Source organism: Corynebacterium sp. HMSC055A01 (genome assembly GCF_001809405.1).
GTDB classification, from domain to species: Bacteria; Actinomycetota; Actinomycetes; order Mycobacteriales; family Mycobacteriaceae; genus Corynebacterium; species Corynebacterium hesseae.
This window is the reverse complement of record NZ_KV797572.1, coordinates 25,821-44,046: the sequence shown is the minus strand read 5'-3', so window position 1 is coordinate 44,046 and position 18,226 is coordinate 25,821. Positions and strand designations below refer to the sequence as shown.

Annotated in this window: 16 protein-coding genes; 4 read left to right on the top strand and 12 right to left on the bottom strand. The window is 61.3% G+C overall.

Annotated features, from left to right (window positions below):
• The 3 genes from HMPREF2604_RS05995 to HMPREF2604_RS05985 form a co-directional block, all read right to left on the bottom strand.
• Positions 1-617, bottom strand: a 617-nt coding sequence (locus tag HMPREF2604_RS05995) for a Clp protease N-terminal domain-containing protein (protein ID WP_305764408.1), incomplete at its 3' end; no start/stop codon positions are given.
• A gap of 283 nt (positions 618-900) precedes the next feature.
• Positions 901-2,295 (bottom strand): TetR/AcrR family transcriptional regulator, encoded by a 1,395-nt coding sequence (locus HMPREF2604_RS05990; protein WP_070532094.1) that lies wholly within the window; start codon positions 2,293-2,295, stop codon positions 901-903.
• Positions 2,296-2,501: 206 nt separating this feature from the next.
• On the bottom strand, positions 2,502-3,872 hold the full coding sequence (locus tag HMPREF2604_RS05985) for a sodium/glutamate symporter (RefSeq protein WP_070562383.1): 1,371 nt from the start codon (positions 3,870-3,872) through the stop codon (positions 2,502-2,504).
• Between the two features lie 168 nt (positions 3,873-4,040).
• Between HMPREF2604_RS05985 and HMPREF2604_RS05980 the strand changes: the two genes are divergently transcribed.
• A complete protein-coding gene (locus tag HMPREF2604_RS05980; protein ID WP_070523629.1) occupies positions 4,041-5,240 on the top strand; it encodes an FAD-binding oxidoreductase in 1,200 nt (399 codons plus the stop codon).
• 4 nt (positions 5,241-5,244) lie between these two features.
• On the opposite strand, the gene HMPREF2604_RS05975 is transcribed toward HMPREF2604_RS05980, so the two are convergent.
• Positions 5,245-6,054 (bottom strand): carbon-nitrogen hydrolase family protein, encoded by an 810-nt coding sequence (locus HMPREF2604_RS05975; protein ID WP_070564025.1) that lies wholly within the window; start codon positions 6,052-6,054, stop codon positions 5,245-5,247.
• Between the two features lie 101 nt (positions 6,055-6,155).
• Between HMPREF2604_RS05975 and HMPREF2604_RS05970 the strand changes: the two genes are divergently transcribed.
• Both HMPREF2604_RS05970 and HMPREF2604_RS05965 read left to right on the top strand, forming a co-directional pair.
• Positions 6,156-6,416, top strand: coding sequence for a hypothetical protein (locus tag HMPREF2604_RS05970; RefSeq protein WP_070523635.1), 261 nt, complete (start codon positions 6,156-6,158; stop codon positions 6,414-6,416).
• A gap of 35 nt (positions 6,417-6,451) precedes the next feature.
• Positions 6,452-7,564, top strand: a complete 1,113-nt coding sequence (locus HMPREF2604_RS05965; protein ID WP_246818386.1) for an alpha/beta hydrolase — start codon at positions 6,452-6,454, stop codon at positions 7,562-7,564.
• A 27-nt stretch (positions 7,565-7,591) separates the two neighbouring features.
• On the opposite strand, the gene HMPREF2604_RS05960 is transcribed toward HMPREF2604_RS05965, so the two are convergent.
• The 8 genes from HMPREF2604_RS05960 to HMPREF2604_RS05925 form a co-directional block, all read right to left on the bottom strand.
• Positions 7,592-9,112 (bottom strand): acetaldehyde dehydrogenase ExaC, encoded by a 1,521-nt coding sequence (locus HMPREF2604_RS05960; RefSeq protein WP_070532076.1) that lies wholly within the window; start codon positions 9,110-9,112, stop codon positions 7,592-7,594.
• 319 nt (positions 9,113-9,431) lie between these two features.
• Entirely contained in the window at positions 9,432-9,854 is a 423-nt protein-coding gene (locus tag HMPREF2604_RS05955) for a heat shock protein transcriptional repressor HspR (RefSeq protein WP_070523924.1), read from the bottom strand.
• 13 nt (positions 9,855-9,867) lie between these two features.
• Entirely contained in the window at positions 9,868-11,073 is a 1,206-nt protein-coding gene (gene dnaJ, locus HMPREF2604_RS05950; protein ID WP_070564019.1) for a molecular chaperone DnaJ, read from the bottom strand.
• Positions 11,074-11,206: 133 nt separating this feature from the next.
• A complete protein-coding gene (grpE, locus tag HMPREF2604_RS05945) occupies positions 11,207-11,887 on the bottom strand; it encodes a nucleotide exchange factor GrpE (protein WP_070532063.1) in 681 nt (226 codons plus the stop codon).
• A 3-nt stretch (positions 11,888-11,890) separates the two neighbouring features.
• Positions 11,891-13,735 (bottom strand): molecular chaperone DnaK, encoded by a 1,845-nt coding sequence (dnaK, locus tag HMPREF2604_RS05940; RefSeq protein ID WP_070523650.1) that lies wholly within the window; start codon positions 13,733-13,735, stop codon positions 11,891-11,893.
• Between the two features lie 229 nt (positions 13,736-13,964).
• The gene (locus HMPREF2604_RS05935; RefSeq protein WP_209167872.1) at positions 13,965-14,705 is read right to left on the bottom strand and encodes an ABC transporter ATP-binding protein; all 741 of its coding nucleotides are present in this window, start codon (positions 14,703-14,705) and stop codon (positions 13,965-13,967) included.
• 58 nt (positions 14,706-14,763) lie between these two features.
• Positions 14,764-15,765: a FecCD family ABC transporter permease gene (locus HMPREF2604_RS05930; protein ID WP_168162993.1), complete on the bottom strand. Its 1,002-nt coding sequence runs from the start codon at positions 15,763-15,765 to the stop codon at positions 14,764-14,766.
• 2 nt (positions 15,766-15,767) lie between these two features.
• Positions 15,768-16,697 (bottom strand): FecCD family ABC transporter permease, encoded by a 930-nt coding sequence (locus tag HMPREF2604_RS05925; RefSeq protein WP_232755653.1) that lies wholly within the window; start codon positions 16,695-16,697, stop codon positions 15,768-15,770.
• A gap of 161 nt (positions 16,698-16,858) precedes the next feature.
• On the opposite strand from HMPREF2604_RS05925, the gene HMPREF2604_RS05920 reads away from it, so the two are divergent.
• The gene (locus tag HMPREF2604_RS05920) at positions 16,859-17,971 is read left to right on the top strand and encodes an ABC transporter substrate-binding protein (protein ID WP_070532059.1); all 1,113 of its coding nucleotides are present in this window, start codon (positions 16,859-16,861) and stop codon (positions 17,969-17,971) included.
• Positions 17,972-18,226: the final 255 nt, after the last annotated feature.

Below are 18,226 nucleotides of genomic sequence, written 5' to 3'. Positions count from 1 at the left end.
ATGAGCACCGGGTTATTCTTCGTGCGGCGGCTAAGAACCTGGACCACGCGGCGGATCTCCTGATCGCGGCCGATGACCGGGTCAATCTTGCCCTCGCGGGCGCGGGCGGTGAGGTCCGTGGCGTACTTCTCCAGTGCCTGGAACTGTTCCTCGGGGTTCTCCGAGGTCACCTTGGCCGCGCCGCGCACGGAGGGGAAAGCGCCCTTGAGCGCGTCATAGGTAGCACCCCGGGAGGTCAGCAGCTCGGCGGCATCCGACTTGGAGCCCGCAATAGCGGCGAGCAGAACCTCGGTGGAGACGAACTCATCACCGAGCTCGCCCGCCAGCTCCTGGGCGCGGGTGAGGATGTTGAGGGCGTCGCGGTTAAAGTTCGGGTTCGCCATGTTGGCGCCCTCGGCCTTCGGGAGGGCGTCGATAAGCTGGCGCGCCTCCTTCAGCACCGTCTCCGGATCCACACCGGTCGCCTTGAGCACCGGGGCGGCGATGCCGTCCTGCTGCGCGAGGATGGCTGCTAAGAGGTGTGCCGGGCGGATGTCCGGGTTACCGTTGGCGGAGGCCGTCTGCAGCGCTTGCTGCAGGGCCTCCTGAGTTTTAGTGGTGGGGTTAAAAGAACTCATTGTTGTGTTTCTCCGTTTCTACTGTTTGTCCAAACCTTCCCGCGACAACAGTGGCGAAGGAAGCTTCACTGTCTATAACGCCACAGAACTTGAGTCTGTTCCACTCAACTAGAACTTTTTTGAAATCCCCCGTCTACTTTAGATTGATCGGTACACACTCAAGTTTCCCTCTTCCGCTGATCGTGGCACGCCGTGGGCACAAGAAAACCGGCCCCTCTGCCCTGCTGGATTCAGCAGAACGGAAGAGCCGGTGTTTATCTACGTTTATCTACGATTAAACGGGCTAGATAGTCTGCGGCTGCTTGCCGGGAAGATCGTAGGCAAAGGTCGCTAGGACCACGCCCGTCACAAAGTAATAGATGGACCACTTTTCCTCGAGGTCGATACCACGGAACTCACCCATAGAAGCTAGGTGGCACATGCCGTCAGCACCGGCCCACAGGGTGAAGTTCTTGATATAAACCAGGCGATCCTCCGGTTCGTACCCGGCCTCCCGCAGCGCTTCGCGGGCAAAACGCATCAACAATGCGAAGGACACACCCATCTTGGTCTGTTCCTCGCCATCCGCACTCAGCGGCACCACGGACCCAGAGGCAGCGGCGATGCAGGCGCTATAACGTTCGGGGTAGGTCACCGCGTAATCGAAGTAGGCCACCGCTACGCACAGGAGCTTGTCGACGGCCGATGCATCCTCCGGCAGCTGCTCTAGGAGGTAGAGGCTGCGGGCTTCCAGCTCACAGTCGGTTTCCTGATCCACGGATTCACGCAGCACGAAGTCATTGTCCACCAACGAAGCAATGAACACATCGGAGACCTCGAAGTACTCGGCCACGTTCTCGATGGTCACTGCCTTCAGCCCGTCGCGCGCCGCCAGCTGGATAGCGCGTTCCATGACGGCCATGCGCGCGCGTTCCGCAGGAAGCTTCTGTAAATCCTCAATCGCAGAGATATCGAGAGCTGGATCGCGGTCCGGAACAAAGCCGGCGAGCATCGCACGGTAATCCTGCATAGGATCACGCAGGCTCGACATTTCTAGCGACTCCGCCGCCTTGAACAGCGTTCCGATGAGCGCCTTGCATACCTCGCGCAGGTTGAAGCGCCGCACCACCGAGTGTTGGTGCCGCAGTACGCCGAGAACACTGAGGTGTGCCATGCCATGAACAGTGGCCAAGGTAGCAACGCTGAGCTTTGCCACCGATTCGAAACACACATCGCTTCCAACCTGGATTTTTTCCTCCGTCGCGATGAGCGCGATGGTTTCATAGATCAGGTCCAAGGTCCGGTTATAGGACAAATTGCCCTGCAAGAGAGCCTGCCATTCGTCCTCGAAGACATAGGCCTTCTTTTCAAAGAGGTAGCGAAACAGCTCCGGCTCACGCTCGGCGTACTCGTAATAGGCCTCAGTAAAAGTTGTCAGTTTGGTAAAAAGATCGGCGTAGCCTGGGGCCGCATCGAGCGTTTCCTCAAGAAACTTGACCTTGCGGTCAGTCACATATTCGGGGATCGCCCGCACGATGGCCTCGCGGTCAGGAAACTCCGCAAGCACCTGAGCAGCACTAAGCTCCGCCAGCTTGGCCACGGATTCGACGGAGATGGCCTCATCTCCCTCCGCAGCTCCGATATGAAGCGCAGACTCGAGTACACGCTCACGAAGTGAGTCTTCATAAAGAAAATGCATACGGCTTCCTAAGTTTGCGCTCACATAGAGGAAGAAAGGCAGACACTGGGCGAGCGCCACGCTAATAACTTCTTAATTTTACCCCTATCTTCAGTTAAAGAGCAATGTGTTCAACAAGCTCCCCTTCAGTCAAGTCACACCCCTACCAATAAAACAATCCCCCCCAGGCCACGGCCTGGGGGATTGCGCGCGAAGGGCTTTAGCGTCTACTTCGATGAGCCGACGTGCCCGATGCCTTCCTTGAAGATGGTTCCGCGCGGCGGCATCATTCCGGTGAACTTGAACACGAGGTAGATGACCACCGCGATGCCCAGGGAGATCCAGCCAAAGCCAGCGGTGAAGCCGTACATGACGGCCAGCGGAGCGATGATGGTCCAGGAAATCTCGAAGGGGCCGAAGCCGATGTAGGCCATGCCGTACTCCGACAGCGTGCCGGACTTGAGCTTGGGGTCCACGATCTTGAGGATCGCAATGCCGGTAGCCACGGTGGCCGTGGCCCAGCCCCAGCCGAAGATGCCGCGCTCAATCCAGCGCTCACCGAAGAACTCGGCGGGGAACCACATCAGGAAGAAGATGCAGTAGATGGTGCCCAGGACGAAGAGCAGCAGGAGGGCCTGCCAGTAGGCCGCGACAGCTGCCGGCACGATGGCCGCCACACCAAAGGCAATGAGGTAGTCAGTCGCCGCACCGGAGACCGAGCTCACCGTGTCCTTATCCAGGTAGTCCTTAGCACCCACCATGTTCATCACGGCGCGGAAGAGCAGGCCCACGACCATGGACATGGCAAACAACGGGATGGAGACGTTCTCCCAGATGGAGGCGATGCCCTTGTTAATGCCGTAGGCGGTCATCACGGTCAGGGCGATGAAGCCAACGTGGAGGGTGATGGGCTCGATGGCGGAGGGGTTCGTCGTCGCGCGGCCCAGCGAGGGGCGATCCTCCAGGCGCGAGATGTAACCGCGGCGCAGCTCCTCCGGGAGCTGCTTCGGAACGTGCGAAACCTTGCCCTTGCGGATGCCCCAGTTACCCGCAATGATGCCGCCGACGATGGCGGCCAAGGTACCCACGGTAGCGGAAGTAAAGCCCAGCGAGGAGGCTGCCTCAGCGCCCACACCCTCCAAGGCACCGCCGACGGCCGCGGCGGTACCGAAACCGCCGGTAAAGCCAACGGGCAGCATCATGCCGAACCAGTCGGGCGTGTCGAAAGTAGGCTTAAACAGCAAGAGGCCAAGGATGATGAACAGGCCCCACTGGCCGGTGAACATCATGGTGGAATAGCCCCACATGTTGCGAGCGCCCTTGCCCATGTTGCCGCCCATCTCCATGGAGAAGGCCATAGAAGCAAAGACCACGGCGATGAGCAGCGAAGTGTAATCACCGAGGTTCTCGGAAAAACCGATCCACCCCAAGACATTGGGCCCCAAGATCAAGCCGAGCAGGCCGGCGGTGATGGGGGCAGGCAGCAGCAAGTCCTGGAATACGAACTTGATCTGGTGGCGCAAAACGTTGCCGATAACCATGAGCAAGGAAATCCAGCCCACGTCGGTCATGATTGTGTACGCAGAGAAATCTTCCATGCGAGATCTTCCTTCCATGCCGCGCATCGCGGCATCCTTGAGACGAGACTCACCCACTTTCGGGAAATGAACCGTAGATTACACTACAACTCCCTCCCCGCTTTGCCACCCCTGACGTATAACCCTAGGGGGTTTTGGCGCTACCCCCAGGCGCTAGGATGGGCGGGCATGAGGGAACTGGGTGAGCACCTGCGCAACCATGCCGAGGACTATCGCGATGCAGTACACAGGCACTTTTTTGCCACCGTGGCCGAATCCCGCCAAGTCTTTGCCCTGTCGATGAAGGACACGCACCCCTCACTGGCCCCCGCGCTGGCGTGGGTGCTGGAGAATGTGGAGGACGGTGGGGTTCGGGGGGACGTCGCCAAGCGCCTAGCGCAGATGGGGCGCGATCATCGCCGCCACGGTTTCCCCCCTGAGGTGTATCCCAAATTCGAGGCTTCCCTGGTGCAGGGGCTTACGGTGCTGGGGCTGACGCCGCACCAGCACGACGTGGCAACGCGCACCATTTCCAGCGTGTGTTCAATCATGCGCAGCGCCGCCCAGGAGGCGGATGCCGCCGGCACTCCCCCGGCTCACAGCGCCCAGGTGGTTGCGGTGGACAAGCCCAACCGGAACACCGCTGTGGTCCGTCTGGAATCCGGCATGGCGCTGGACTACCGCGCGGGCCAGCACGTACCGGTGACCTCGCAGCTCACGCCCGGTACCTGGCGCCCCCTGACCCCGGCTGCGCCGTCCGATGATTCGGGGCAGCTGACATTCCACCTTGCGCTGGCGGGTGAGGCCTCCTCCATGCTGGCGAAGGCCCAGCCGGGCGATTGGTGGACGCTGGGCATGCCCGCCGGTGAGCCACCGCAGCTCGATTCCGAGACCACTCTCATTTCCTTCGGCACCGGGTGGGCAGGCGCCCGGGCGCTGCTTCTCGACGCCCTGGGGAGCACCCTCCCCTCCGGGCTCGAGGTCTATGCCGTGGCCCCCTCGCCGGGCGAGCACTATGAAACGGAGTTTCAGGCCAACCTGCAGGCCCTGGTTCCGGAGCTCACTCTGCGGCACATCGTTCGGGATTCGCAGGATCCCTGGCTGCTCGGAGCACGGCCGCTGGCCGCCGGGTTCAACCCAGTGGTGGCCAATGAACCGATGGAACCGGTGCTCGCGGCGGGAACGGACCGCCGCTTCGTGCTCATCGGTCCTGCCGATCGCATCGAACTAGCGCGCGCGGCGCTGCTCGACGGTGGCGTTTCGGAGGAGGCAATCACCACGGATAGCTGGCAGCGTGGCCACGAGTGGGCGGCCTCCGCCGCGGAGCTTGACGGCTGGGGCGATGACTGGGAGGCCTGGGCGGCGTGGAAGAAGTCCCAGTGGGCATAGGCGCCTAAGCCTCCAGAACAGGGAGGGACTCACGAACCTTCGTCGCGGTGTCTGGGTCCACCTCGCCGTAGAGGATCTCCGGCTCATAACCAGCCTCCGCGAGGCGCGTGCCATCCGGCGCCACGAGGACGGAGTGTCCAATCCCGGTGGGCCCGGAGGCCTCCCCCGCCTTCGCCTCCCCACCGGGGCGAGCCTGGCCTGCGGCCAAGATATAGGTGGTGGAATCGAGCGCGCGCGCCGCGCTGAGCAGGCGCCACTGCTCCAGCTTGCCCGGGCCATCCGCCCAGCTGGTGGGCACGACGATGAGCTGGGCTCCCTGGCGGGCAAGCTCCTTAAACTGCTCGGGGAAGCGGATGTCATAGCAGGTGGCGACACCCACGGTGAGCTCCCCGGCGTCGAAGACAACAAGTGACTCACCGGGCCGGACGGTATCGGATTCCTTGTACTTGAAGGCGTCGTAAGTGTGGATCTTTTCGTAGCCGCCGAGCACTCCGGGGCCCGCGATGAGCGCGACGTTGGCCACGCGGTTAATGGTCTTCTCTCCCCGTTGGGCGGTATCCGCCGGGGCGAACATTCCCAGCACCACGTACACGCCGAGCTCTTCTGCCAGCGCGCGCACGGCGGTGGCGGTGGGGCCATCAAGCCCCTCCGCGTGCGTATCGAGACGCCCGGAGTCGAAGCTCTGGGTGGTAGCTTCCGGCAGGACGATAAGCTGCGCGCCGTTGTCCGCGGCTTCCCGGATTTTGTCGAGCGCTACTGCGAGGTTGTCCTCAACGTCTCCGGTACTGGTCAATTGAACTGCTGCTACCTTCATGCGGCCCACGGTAGACGAGCCCGGACTAGTTATCCACAGATTTCGCGGATCGCGACGGCCGCCCTTTACGGCAATAGGAGAGCTGGCGCAGTCTCGATGCTATGAACCACCTCGACATTGACCGGGCTGCCCGCGAGCAGATCCGCTACCTCTTCGGCCATGCCTGCCCCGCCGCGTTTCCGTCCTTGCAGGAACCTCCCCGTACCGCCCGCGCCCTTGCGCTCCTCGGCGCCCAATGGGAGGACGCCCGGCGGGCCAGCGAAGAAGCTCGGAGGACGCAATTGGAAGAGCTTGACCATTTCGTGGGGTTGGCCCACGGTCTTGATGCAGAGCTTTCCTCACGTTTGGGAGGAGCGCAATGAGCGCGGCCGGGGCGCTTCGGTTGGAAGCGTTAGGGATGGAACGAAACGCATCTGAGCTGGAACGTTATATAGCTGCGTCGCACCATCATTGGGTAGGTCTAGCGATTTCTGGCGTTGGCGCCGATGCCGCGCGGCGTTCCTTGCACCGCGCCAGCGACAATCTGGTGAATCCCGTGCAGCAGATGCGCCTTGCCGCGCGCATTCTGAGCCTCTACGCACCACTGCAGGAGAGAATTGAACAGCTGCGCGCACGCGCTGTGCGGCTGGCTTCGGTCCCCGCTTTTGCAGAACCCGCCAGCGTGGCGCTGGGGCAGTTGGACGCGCTTGCCGACGTCCTCGATTGGGCCTGCGCCCGCCAACTCACCGCCCTGTGCACTCCGGAGCTTGCCCAACCACCCAGCCGCTTGGAGGATTACGGCGACCTCTCGCTGACCGAGTTGCACGAGCTCCAGCTGACCATGGCCAGCGAGGAGGTCCGCTCCCTGGCCGCGGCTAACCCGGATGTCACCGTGCTCGAGGCCAGCCCTGGGCGGCTGGTGGCGCTCGTGGACCCAGAGAACATCGGCACACACGCCGCCCAGGTCAGCACGTTTGTGGGCGGGGTAGGTTCTTCCGATACAGCGAGCTGGCCCACTGCGATGGAGCGCGCACGCGCCATCGCCCGCGCCACCCATGGGCCTACGGTGGCGTGGATTGGCTACTCCGCCCCGCCCACATTGTCCCGCGCGGCACACGAAGACCCGGCGCGCCGCGGGGCCGCCGAGCTAGGCCGCTTCCAACGCGCCTTGCGACAGCGCTTTCCTCGGGCTCAGCACATCCTCATCGGCTATTCCTATGGCTCGGTGGTTGTAGGTAAAGCCGCGCAGCAAGACTATGTTGCGGATGACGTCGTGCTCGTCGGCAGCCCCGGCGCTTCCGTGGATAGTGCCACACAGCTGCACGGCCGTGTCTGGAGCGCGCGAAACACCGAGGATCCCATCGCGATTACCACCGGTCCGCATGGTGGCATCCATGGCCCCGATCCCACCTCCCCCGCCTTCGGTGCAACACCTCTGCCAGGTGCTAGCGGACTTCCGGGCGATCATGGCTCCTATTGGAAAGACCCCGCATTCCTGCGGGGTCTGGGCATCATCGCACGACGCTATTAGTAGGCAGCCACGTGGGGTTGCTGCCTTTTAGAAGAGGCCGGCGTGCTCCTCAGAGTAGGACACCAGCATGTTCTTCGTCTCCTGGTAGTGGGACAGCATCATGAGGTGGTTCTCGCGTCCGATGCCAGACTCCTTGTAGCCGCCGAAGGCGCTGTGCGCCGGGTAAACGTGGTAGTGATTCACCCACACGCGGCCGGCCTGGATTTCCCGCCCGGCGCGGTAGCAGGTGTTCTGGTGGCGCGACCACACACCAGCACCAAGGCCAAAGTTGGTGTCGTTGGCTATCTGGATGGCCTCCTCGAAGTCCTTGAACGTGGCCACGGAGAGCACCGGTCCGAAGATTTCCTCGCGGAAGATGCGCATGTCATTGGTGCCGCGGAAGACGGTCGGCTCAATGTAGTAGCCGTTTTCCAGGCCCTCCACCTTGTTCACGTGGCCGCCGACGAGAGTTTCCGCACCCTCCTTCGGGCCCACCTCAAGGTATTCGGTGATCTTGTCCATCTGTTCCTGGGAGGCCTGCGCGCCCATCATCGTTTCGGTATCGAGCGGGTGGCCAATCTTGATTTTCTTTACGCGCTCCACCGCCAGTTCTAGGAATTTGTCCGCGATGTCTTCGTGGATCAATGCGCGGGACGGGCAGGTGCAGACCTCGCCTTGGTTGAGGGCGAACATGACAAAGCCCTCCACGCACTTCTCCAGGTAGGCATCGTCCTTGTCCATGATGTCCGCGAAGAAGATAGACGGTGACTTGCCGCCGAGCTCCAGCGTGACGGGGATGACCTTGTCCGCAGCAGCCTTGTTGATGATCTTGCCCACCGGGGTGGAGCCGGTAAAGGCGATTTTGGCGATGCGCTCCGAGGTGGACAGAGCCACGCCAGCTTCTTCGCCGACGCCGTTGACGATGTTGAGCACGCCCTTCGGCAGGAGGTCCTCAATAATCTCAATGAGCAGCAGAATCGATGCCGGGGTTTGCTCAGCCGGCTTCATCACGATGGTGTTACCTGCGGCCAGCGCCGGTGCAATCTTCCACGCCGCCATCAGCAGCGGGAAGTTCCACGGGATAATCTGCCCCACCACACCCAGCGGCTCGTGAAAGTGATAAGCCACGGTGTCCTGGTCGATCTGGGACAGGCGGCCCTCCTGTGCGCGGATGGCGCCGGCGAAGTAGCGGAAGTGATCAACAGCCAACGGGATATCGGCGGCGAGGGTCTCGCGCACAGCCTTGCCGTTCTCCCAGGTTTCCGCGACGGCGATCTTCTCCAGGTTTTCCTCGATGCGGTCCGCGATGCGATGCAGCAGGAGCGCGCGCTCCGCCGGGGTGGTCTTGCCGAAAGTCTCGAAAGCCTTCTCCGCGGCATCGATGGCCAAGTTGATGTCTGCTTCCTTACCTCGGGCCACCTGGCAGAAAACCTCACCGGTCACCGGGGTGATGTTGTCCATGTACTCACCATCGACCGGCGGTACCCACTCGCCGCCGATGTAGTTGTCATAGCGCTCGCGGAAGTTGACAATGGCGTCAGGGGTGCCTGGGTTTGCGTACAAAGTCATGTGCCTAGTGCCTTTCTCGTGGATTCAGTACCGTCACGGTGGCCGCCCACACAATCGCATCTACAAGTGGCAGGCAGCACAACGCTGGACGCGAGTGTAGCGATAAGTATTGCCAAACTCACGTTTTCAATGAGGAAAGCTTTTGGGGTCGTTGCCCAAAGGCGCCTTGCTGCCAAAGTTTTAGCCTCTGCCGCAATTTTGAACAAGAACTTTGGCAACAACGGCACTTTTTAGGCGAAGAGCACGCGGCCTCAGGCCGAGCAGGGCTGGCTGGGCCCCAAAACAGGAGAACCCCCTCCCACAAGGGAGGGGGAAGTGCCTAGCTGTCGCGGCGTCGGTTGCGACGCGGCTTCCACATCACCACGGATGTCGAACGCGGTACGTGGACCAGCTCGCCGCGCGATGGCCGCACCTGGCTGCGCAAGCGCTCAACTTCGGCCTGCAACTCATCACGCTCGGCGGCGAGGCGGTCACGCTCCGCGGTCAGCTCGATGATGGACTTGATACCAGCCAAGTTCACACCATCATCCTGCGAGAGCGTCTGGATCTTGCGCAAAAGCTCGATATCGCTCTCGGAATAGCGGCGCCCACCGCCGGAGGTGCGGGCCGGGGAGACCAACCCCATCCGGTCATACGTGCGCAGGGTTTGAGCATGCATGCCAGACAGTTCCGCAGCCACGGAGATGACGTACATCGCCTTGGGCTGCGCCGCATCGCTTCGGTTCATCCTGTCTTTGCTCATCATGCACCTCCTCCTAGCGGGCTACCGTGTTGCCGGCCCAGCCGGCGCGCGGATCGAAGCCGGAGTCCTTCTCCGCCTGCGCGTAACTGCGCAGTGCCGAGGAGGCAGCAGCATCCAGGGTGGAGGGCACCGTAACTTGTACGGTCACCATGAGGTCACCGGCCTTGCCGCCGCGCTTGGCCACACCGCGGCCCTTCACGCGCAACGTGCGGCCATCGGGCGTGCCCGCCGGTACCTTCACGCGCACGGGTGAATCGAGGGTCGGCACCGTAATGGTGTCCCCTAAGGCCAGCTCCGCGAAGGAGACGGGGACGGTGACGTGCAGGTCGTCGCCCTCCCGGGTGAAGACCTTGTCGGGCTTTACCGTGACCGCCACGAAGAGGTCACCGGACGGCGTGCCATTCGGGCCAGCTTCACCCTGACCAGCAAGGCGCACTTTCTGGCCATCGATCACGCCTGCGGGGATGCGCACCGTGATGGAACGGGTGCGGTGCACCGTTCCGGAACCGGAGCAATCCGCGCACGGATCCTCGGCGCGCTGGCCGGTGCCATCGCAGTCCGTGCACGGCGCCGAGAAACCGAAGGTACCGCGCTGCTCAGAAGTGAAACCGGTGCCATCGCACGTCGAGCACGTCGACAACTTGCCACTCTTTGAACCGGAGCCATGGCACGTGGTGCAGGGAGCTTCGCCGCTGAGCTGCAGTGGAATGGTGGTTCCCTTCGCCGCCTCGCGGAAGTCGAGGGTTATTTGCGTTTCGACGTCGGCCCCCCGCGACGGCCGAGCTGTGTGGCCAGCACCACCGCCGCGGTTGAAAACGCCACCGAAGATATCCCCAAGACCGCCGCCTTGAGACGCTCCTCGAGCGGATCCTCCGAAGATGTCCGAGATGTCGAATTCTTGCGCACCCGGTCCACCCATGTGCGTGGATCGAAACCCGCCGGGAAACCCGGCGCCTCCTCTCCGTCCAAAGCCACCGCCGCGCATCATGGCCTTGAACTGGTCATAGTCTTTGCGGGTAGCTTTGTCTGAGAGCACGTCATAGGCCTCAGCCACCTGCTTGAATTTCTCCGCCGCCGCGGGGTTATCCGGGTTGGCATCGGGGTGGTTCTGGCGGGCCAGCTTGCGGTAAGCGTGCTTAATCTCTTCGGCGGTAGCGGATGAGGAGACCCCCAGATCCGCGTAATAATCCTTGTCTGCCCATTCTGGCTTAGCGTTCACTGGGCATCTCCTCCTTTCAGGAGAGTCGATTCATGGTTGGGTTTTAAGATTTTTTGCTAAGTAAAAAGCTAACTAAGTAGAGAAAAGAAGAGTGGCGCCAAGGAACATTGAGCCCTGACGCCACCTGCAATACCTATTCTGCGTTGTCCGAGCTATCCGGACTCTCAGCGGTATCGGCTGACTCTGCAGGGTCGGCGATAATCACCATGGCGGTGCGCACAACGCGCTCCCCCACCGTGTAGCCGCGGCGCAGAACCGTGCCGATGACCTGCTCGTCACCGGTGGACAAGTCCTGGACCGCTTCGTGCACCTCGGGGTCGAAGGCATCGCCCTCGGCGCCGAACGGGGTCAGCTGGTTCTTGGTCAGCACGCCCGTGAGCTTGTCCGCGATGGCCTTGAGCGGGCCCTCGTTGAGGTCACCGTGCTGGCGAGCGAGCTCCATGTCATCAAGGATTGGCAGGAAGTCTGCCAAGACCTTGGCCTTGGTGGTCTCGATCACGGCCTGGCGGTCGCGCTCGGTGCGGCGGCGGTAGTTGGTGTACTCCGCGTTGAGGCGCTGCAGGTCCTCGGTGCGCTCAGCGAGCTGAGCTTCCAAGGAGTTTTCCGCAACGGTCTCCTCACCCGCGGCCGCTTCATCGGTGATGTCGCGGGCGGCGTCCTCTACCGCGGCCTCTGCCTCAGCGGTGTTCGCCGTGGCGTCATCCACGGCGCCGTCGGCAGAAGCGGCCTCGGCGGCGGCAGCCTCCGCAGCCTCAGCGGAGGTTGCCTCAGGGTCGGTATTGGCCGGGTTGCCCGGGTCCTGAGGGGAGGTCATGGTTTACTTCTCCTTGTTCTCGTCGTCCTCGTCGACAACCTCGGCGTCGACGACGTTCGGGTCACCAGCGGCGTCGCCAGCAGCGGCACCCTCGGCGCCCGCCTCAGCAGCCTGTGCCTCGTACAGGGCCTTGCCCAGCTCCTGGGACTCGGTGCCGAGCTTCTCGACGGCCGACTTAATCGCCTCGATGTCATCGCCCTTCAGCGCCTCATCGACGGCATCGGCAGCCTCGGTCACGCGGTTCTTCAAGTCCTCCGGCAGCTTGTCGGAGTTCTCATCCATGAACTTGCGGGTCTGGTAGGAGGTGGACTCGGCCTGGTTGCGGGTCTCCTGCTCCTCGCGGCGCTTCTTGTCTTCCTCGGCGTGTGCCTCGGCGTCCTTGACCATGCGGTCGATCTCTTCCTGGGACAGGCCGGAACCATCCTGAATCTTGATGGTGTTCTCCTTGCCGGTGGCCTTGTCCTTAGCGGAGACGGAGACGATGCCGTTGGCGTCGATGTCGAAGGTGACCTCGATCTGCGGCACGCCACGCGGTGCCGGGGCAATGCCGCCGAGCTCGAAGGAGCCGAGCAGCTTGTTGGCGGAAGCCATCTCGCGCTCGCCCTGGTAGACCTGAATCTGCACGGAAGGCTGGTTGTCATCAGCCGTGGTGAAGGTTTCGGACTTCTTGGTCGGGATGGTGGTGTTGCGCTCGATGAGCTTGGTCATCACGCCACCCTTGGTCTCGATGCCGAGGGAGAGCGGGGTGACGTCGAGAAGCAGCACGTCCTTAACCTCACCGCGCAGCACGCCTGCCTGGAGAGCAGCGCCGACTGCCACGACCTCATCCGGGTTAACGCCCTTGTTCGGGTCCTTGCCGGTCATCTCCTTGACCAGGTCGGACACGGCCGGCATACGGGTGGAACCACCGACGAGGACCACGTGGTCAACCTGGGACAGGGACAGGCCAGCATCCTTGATGACCTGGTTGAACGGCTCCTTGGTGCGGTCCAGCAGATCCTGGGTGATCTTCTGAAACTCGGTGCGGGACAGGGTCTCATCCAAGAAGAGCGGGTTCTTCTCGGAGTCCACCGTGATGTACGGCAGGTTGATGTTGGCGGACTGGGAGGAGGACAGCTCAATCTTGGCCTTCTCAGCAGCCTCACGCAGACGCTGGACAGCGCGCTTATCCTTGGTCAGGTCAACGCCCTGGGAAGCCTTGAACTTATCGACGAGCCAGTCGACAATGCGCTGGTCCCAGTCGTCACCACCGAGCTGGTTGTCACCAGCGGTAGCCATGACCTCAACAACGCCGTCACCGATCTCCAGCAGGGAGACGTCGAAGGTACCGCCACCGAGGTCGAAGACCAGGATGGTCTGCTCCTGCTCGCCCTTCTCCAGGCCATAAGCCAGCGCGGCGGCAGTCGGCTCGTTAACGATACGCAGGACGTTGAGGCCTGCAATCTGGCCGGCCTCCTTGGTGGCCTGGCGCTGGGAATCCTCGAAGTAAGCCGGGACGGTAATGACGGCGTCGGTAACGTCCTCACCCAGGTAAGCCTCGGCGTCGCGCTTCAGCTTCATGAGCGTGCGGGCCGAAATCTCTTGCGGGGTGTACTTCTTGTCATCGATATCGATGGTCCAGTCGGTGCCGATGTGGCGCTTGACGGAGCGAATGGTGCGGTCAACATTGGTGACCGCCTGGTTCTTGGCGGACTGGCCAACGAGAATTTCGCCGTTCTTGGCAAAAGCCACGACGGACGGGGTGGTGCGGGAACCCTCGGAGTTAGCGATAACGGTTGCCTCGCCACCTTCCAGCACGGATACAACCGAGTTGGTGGTACCAAGGTCAATTCCTACTGCGCGTCCCATAATCTTTTCTCCTTGCGTGTTGGGGTTTGTTTTAAGTTGATAGTGCGCGACTCAACTTCTGCCGCGTCCAGTCAGCGACTCTAACAGAAGCGACACTCAAAGTCATCCAAACCTGAGCGCCGGTCACTCAACCTACACAACGCAGGCAAACTCAAAGTTGTTCCCGATCGACTCAACTTTTTTATTTATCGCCAACACGCTGGGAAAACAAACCCGGTTTGGCGGAGACTCACCCTACAGGGACGATTGCCGGCTCACCGTCCACATCTACAACGCGGACTGACAGCCCATAGAGTTCCTCAATAAGGGCAGGGGTGATGACCTCGCGCGGCACGCCCGCGTCCCGCACCGTTCCATCTTTCATCGCCACGACGTGATCCGCATAGCGCAATACATGCGCCAAATCATGAATGACCGCAATAAGGGTTTTGCTTCCTGCCAGCTGCCGCATCAGCCGCATGAAGGAATGCTGGTATCCAATGTCAAGCGCGCTCGTTGGCTCATCCAAGAAGAGCACAGGCGTTTCCTGGGCGAGGGCCATGGCCAACCAAGCACGCTGACGCTGACCGCCAGACAACGCCGCTACCTCGGCCGTCTCCAGTTGTTCAAGGCCCACCTTTGCTAGCGCACGACTAACGGCACGCTCGTCCTCCTGGCTCCTCCACCCCATAAATCCTTGGTGGGCGAATCGCCCGCGCGCAACCAGTTCCCTGACATTGATCCCTTCGGGAGCTATGGATTGCTGCGACATCACGGCGACGCGCCGAGCGTAGCTACGCCGAGAGAATGCGGCTGCATCTTCTTCGCCAATGCACACCGCGCCCGCGTTCGGCATTTCCAACCGCGCCAACACCTTCACCAAAGTGGATTTTCCACAACCATTGGGGCCGATAATGGCAGAAAATTTCCCGGCCGGAAAAGACACATCCACCGAGTCGAGAATTAACGGGGCAGTCCTCCCATAGGACATGCTCACCCCCTCAGCCCGCACGCTCGGCGCACCGTCACATACTTTTAGTTGGTTCACTTTACTGACCTTTCATTCCGGCAGATCGGGATTGCCACAGCAGCAAACCCGCCAGGTAGATGCCACCGGCGCAGACCGTAATAAGACCGGCAGGCAGAGTAATTGGGAAAAACAGCCGCTGCCCTGCTAAATCGGCAGCGAGCAAGAAAAGTGCACCGAGGACTCCAGAGAGCAACACCGGCGTCCTGTCTGGACGCGAGAGCAACCGAGCCATATGAGGGGCCGCGAGGGCAATAAATGAGATTGGGCCCGCTATCGCCGTCGATACAGCGACAAGAACTGTGCCAACCAGAACCATCACCACACGTGCACGACTCACGTTCAACCCCAACGCACTCGCCGTGCTATCCCCCAGGGCAAGCGCGTCACACCAGCCACGCAGCAACAACCCAGCGACGCACGCCGCGCCTCCCAGCACCCCCAATGGAATAACTCGCGCCCAGGACACAGCATTCAATGTTCCAGCAGCCCAAGTCGCCGCACCTAGGGACTGCTCCAACTCACCACTAAGAATCAACCACTTGTTTATTGCTGAAAGGAAGAACGTCACTCCAATCCCCACCACAACCAGCCTTGCTCCCGTGAGCCTTCCGGCAAATGAAAGCCCCATGATGAGTAACGCAGTGATAGTCCCACCCACCAACGCGCCTAGCGCAATGTTGAATGCGGAGCTAAAGCTCGCCAAGGAGACCGCGATGACACCGGTATAGGCACCGGTATTAAACCCGATAATGTCGGGTGACCCCAGCGGATTGTGGGTGAGGATCTGAAAGATGGCGCCCGCTATGCCCAAACACATTCCTACGACAATCGCGGCAACCACCCGCGGAGCACGCCATTGCCACACGACGGTGGCCGCAAAGTCAGTGCTATTGGGATTCGTAGCCACGGACCACAACGCTGCGCTATCCTGCCCGGCACCAGGCGAGAAGAGCGAATAGGCAGCAATAGCCAGCGCGACGATCACAATGCCTGCAAAGGACAAAACACTTCTCACGCTCACAATCACAGCCTCCTTCCAGCGCGATGGGACAGCGCAATCAATACTGGGGCACCAATGAGCGACACCGTGACGCCAGCCGGCAACTCAGCAGCAGTGAGGTAGCGGCCCACAATATCGGCACCCAATAAAAACAAAGGCCCCACCACGGCAGCGGCGACAAGCTGTGCCCGCTCTTCGTATATCCCGCACAGCCTGACAACATGCGGGATAACTAGTCCAACGAACACAATCACCCCCGCCGCTGCGGTGGCGGTAGCAGCCAACACCGTTACCGCCGCGACAAGCCCCAAACGAGTCAGTTTGAGGTTAATGCCGAGACTCGCCGCAACGTCATCCCCCAGAGCAAGGGGCGGCAAGTGGCGAGCAAAGACAATCAGTAGCACCACGCCTACCACCAGTCCGCCGAAGGCAATCACCACTGGCGTCCACGAAGCAACGTCAACGGAGCCCGTCACCCAAGCACGGATTCTTGCAAAGGCGTGAGGATCTATCAGGATCAGCGCGGAGGACAGGCCCTCACATACCGCCCCGATGGCTACGCCTGCAAGAATCAGTCTCAGCGGATCAACATCGCCCGCTCTGCCACGCCCGACCGCGGTGACCAGCAGCATGGTCACTGCCGCACCGATGATGGCTGCGAGCGAAAACGCAAAAGGTGATTGCCACCCCCACCAGCCCAGAGCAATGGCGGCGGCCAAACTGGCGCCTACGTTAATCCCGAAAACTCCGGTATCTGCCAAAGGGTTGCGCGTCATGATCTGCAGAACTGCACCAGCGAGGGCCAAAGCACAGCCTGCGCAAACAGCAACGAGTGTACGGGGAAGACGCCTCTCCCACACGATCGAGGAAGCTATACCAGGCTGTCCCCGAAGGGCGGCCAACACGTCGCTGAAGGGAATGCTACGCGCGCCCAACGCCAGTGACAGCGCCACGCCGATACAGAGAATGGCAAGGCCAGCAACTACTACCCAACCAAGACGCCGGGTATTTCTCTTTCCGGCGCGCAACCCCTGCTCAATCACCGACACCACCCAAATACCTTCATATGCTCACGTTTCCTTAGCTCGACCTAATTTAGGTTAGGCTACCTTTTATGAACATTCGAAAGAAAATCGCACCCCGCACCCCTCTCCTCCGCCTCACTGCTGTTGGTCTTACCGCAGCGCTAGCGCTCACCGGCTGCGCCAGCCTCGAAAACACCAACTCAAACGCTGACGCTTCTAACCCTGCGTCCTCACCGTCCGGGAAAGAATCAGGAAACTCCAATTCAGCCTCGGGAAATGACTCCGTGGCCACCGGAGGCGAAGGCTTTGCCGGGGCGAGAGAGAAAAGCCAAAGCTTTGGCAGCGATGCAGCCCCTGGTCAATTCCCACGCACGGTCACGCATGCACGCGGAACGACCGAACTCAAAGAAAAGCCACAACGGGTGGTTGTTCTAGAAAGCGGCGAACTCGATTCCGTCCTAGCACTCGGCATGAAGCCAGTCGGCATGACCACGTCCAAGGGCCAGAATCCCGTCCCGGATTACATGGCCGACAAAGCAAGTGACATCGAAACGGTAGGCACGATCAACGAAGTCAATATGGAAAAGATTGCTTCGCTCAACCCCGACCTCATCATCGGCTCGCAGCTGCGCATGGATAAGCACTATGACCAGCTCAATTCCATCGCACCTACCGTTTTCTCGATCCGCCCTGGATACACCTGGAAAGAAAACTTCCGACTCATCGGTGAAGCCCTCGGAGAAGAGGAGCGCACCGAACAAGTCATGGCCGACTATGACAAGAAGATCGAAGAAGTAAAGAAGGTCATTGAGGACGGGCCAGCTAGCGAAGACACCACCGTCACCATTCTGCGCTTCATGCCGGGCAAGGTACGCCTCTACGGGCGCCTTTCACTCATTGGAACGGTGCTTGATGACGCCGGCCTCGCCCGCCCCGCCAACCAGGACATCGAAGAGCTCGCTGCGGAAATCTCGCCGGAGAACATTGACCAAGCGGACGCCGACTACATCTTCTACTGCAGCTACGGAGATCCCTCCGCCACCGGCCAAGACACCGCCGTTTCTACCGCGGCGTTCCAACGGCTACCTGCGGTCAAAGACGGCCATGCCATCGAGGTCAGCGACGATACGTGGGCACTCGGCTTGGGGCCTCTGGGCGCACAGAAAATCGCGTCAGATCTCGCGGACTATCTCAGCCACTAACACGGGGGTAGCACCCTCCCCTCAAAACAACACCTGTGGGATTGACTCACCCCAACTTAAGGGGCTAGCTTTCATGTAAGCGAGATGGGTTACACGTCTACGATTTCTGTGCGGCGGGCCATATCAAGGTCACCGATTTCTCGCTAATCAGGCCAGGCCGTTGCCTGGCTGCTCCCCACACGCAAGAAGGGTGGTCGCACATGAATGCTCACTTCATTAGGCAGCGTCGTTCTTCCGATCGGCCACCGGTTGTGT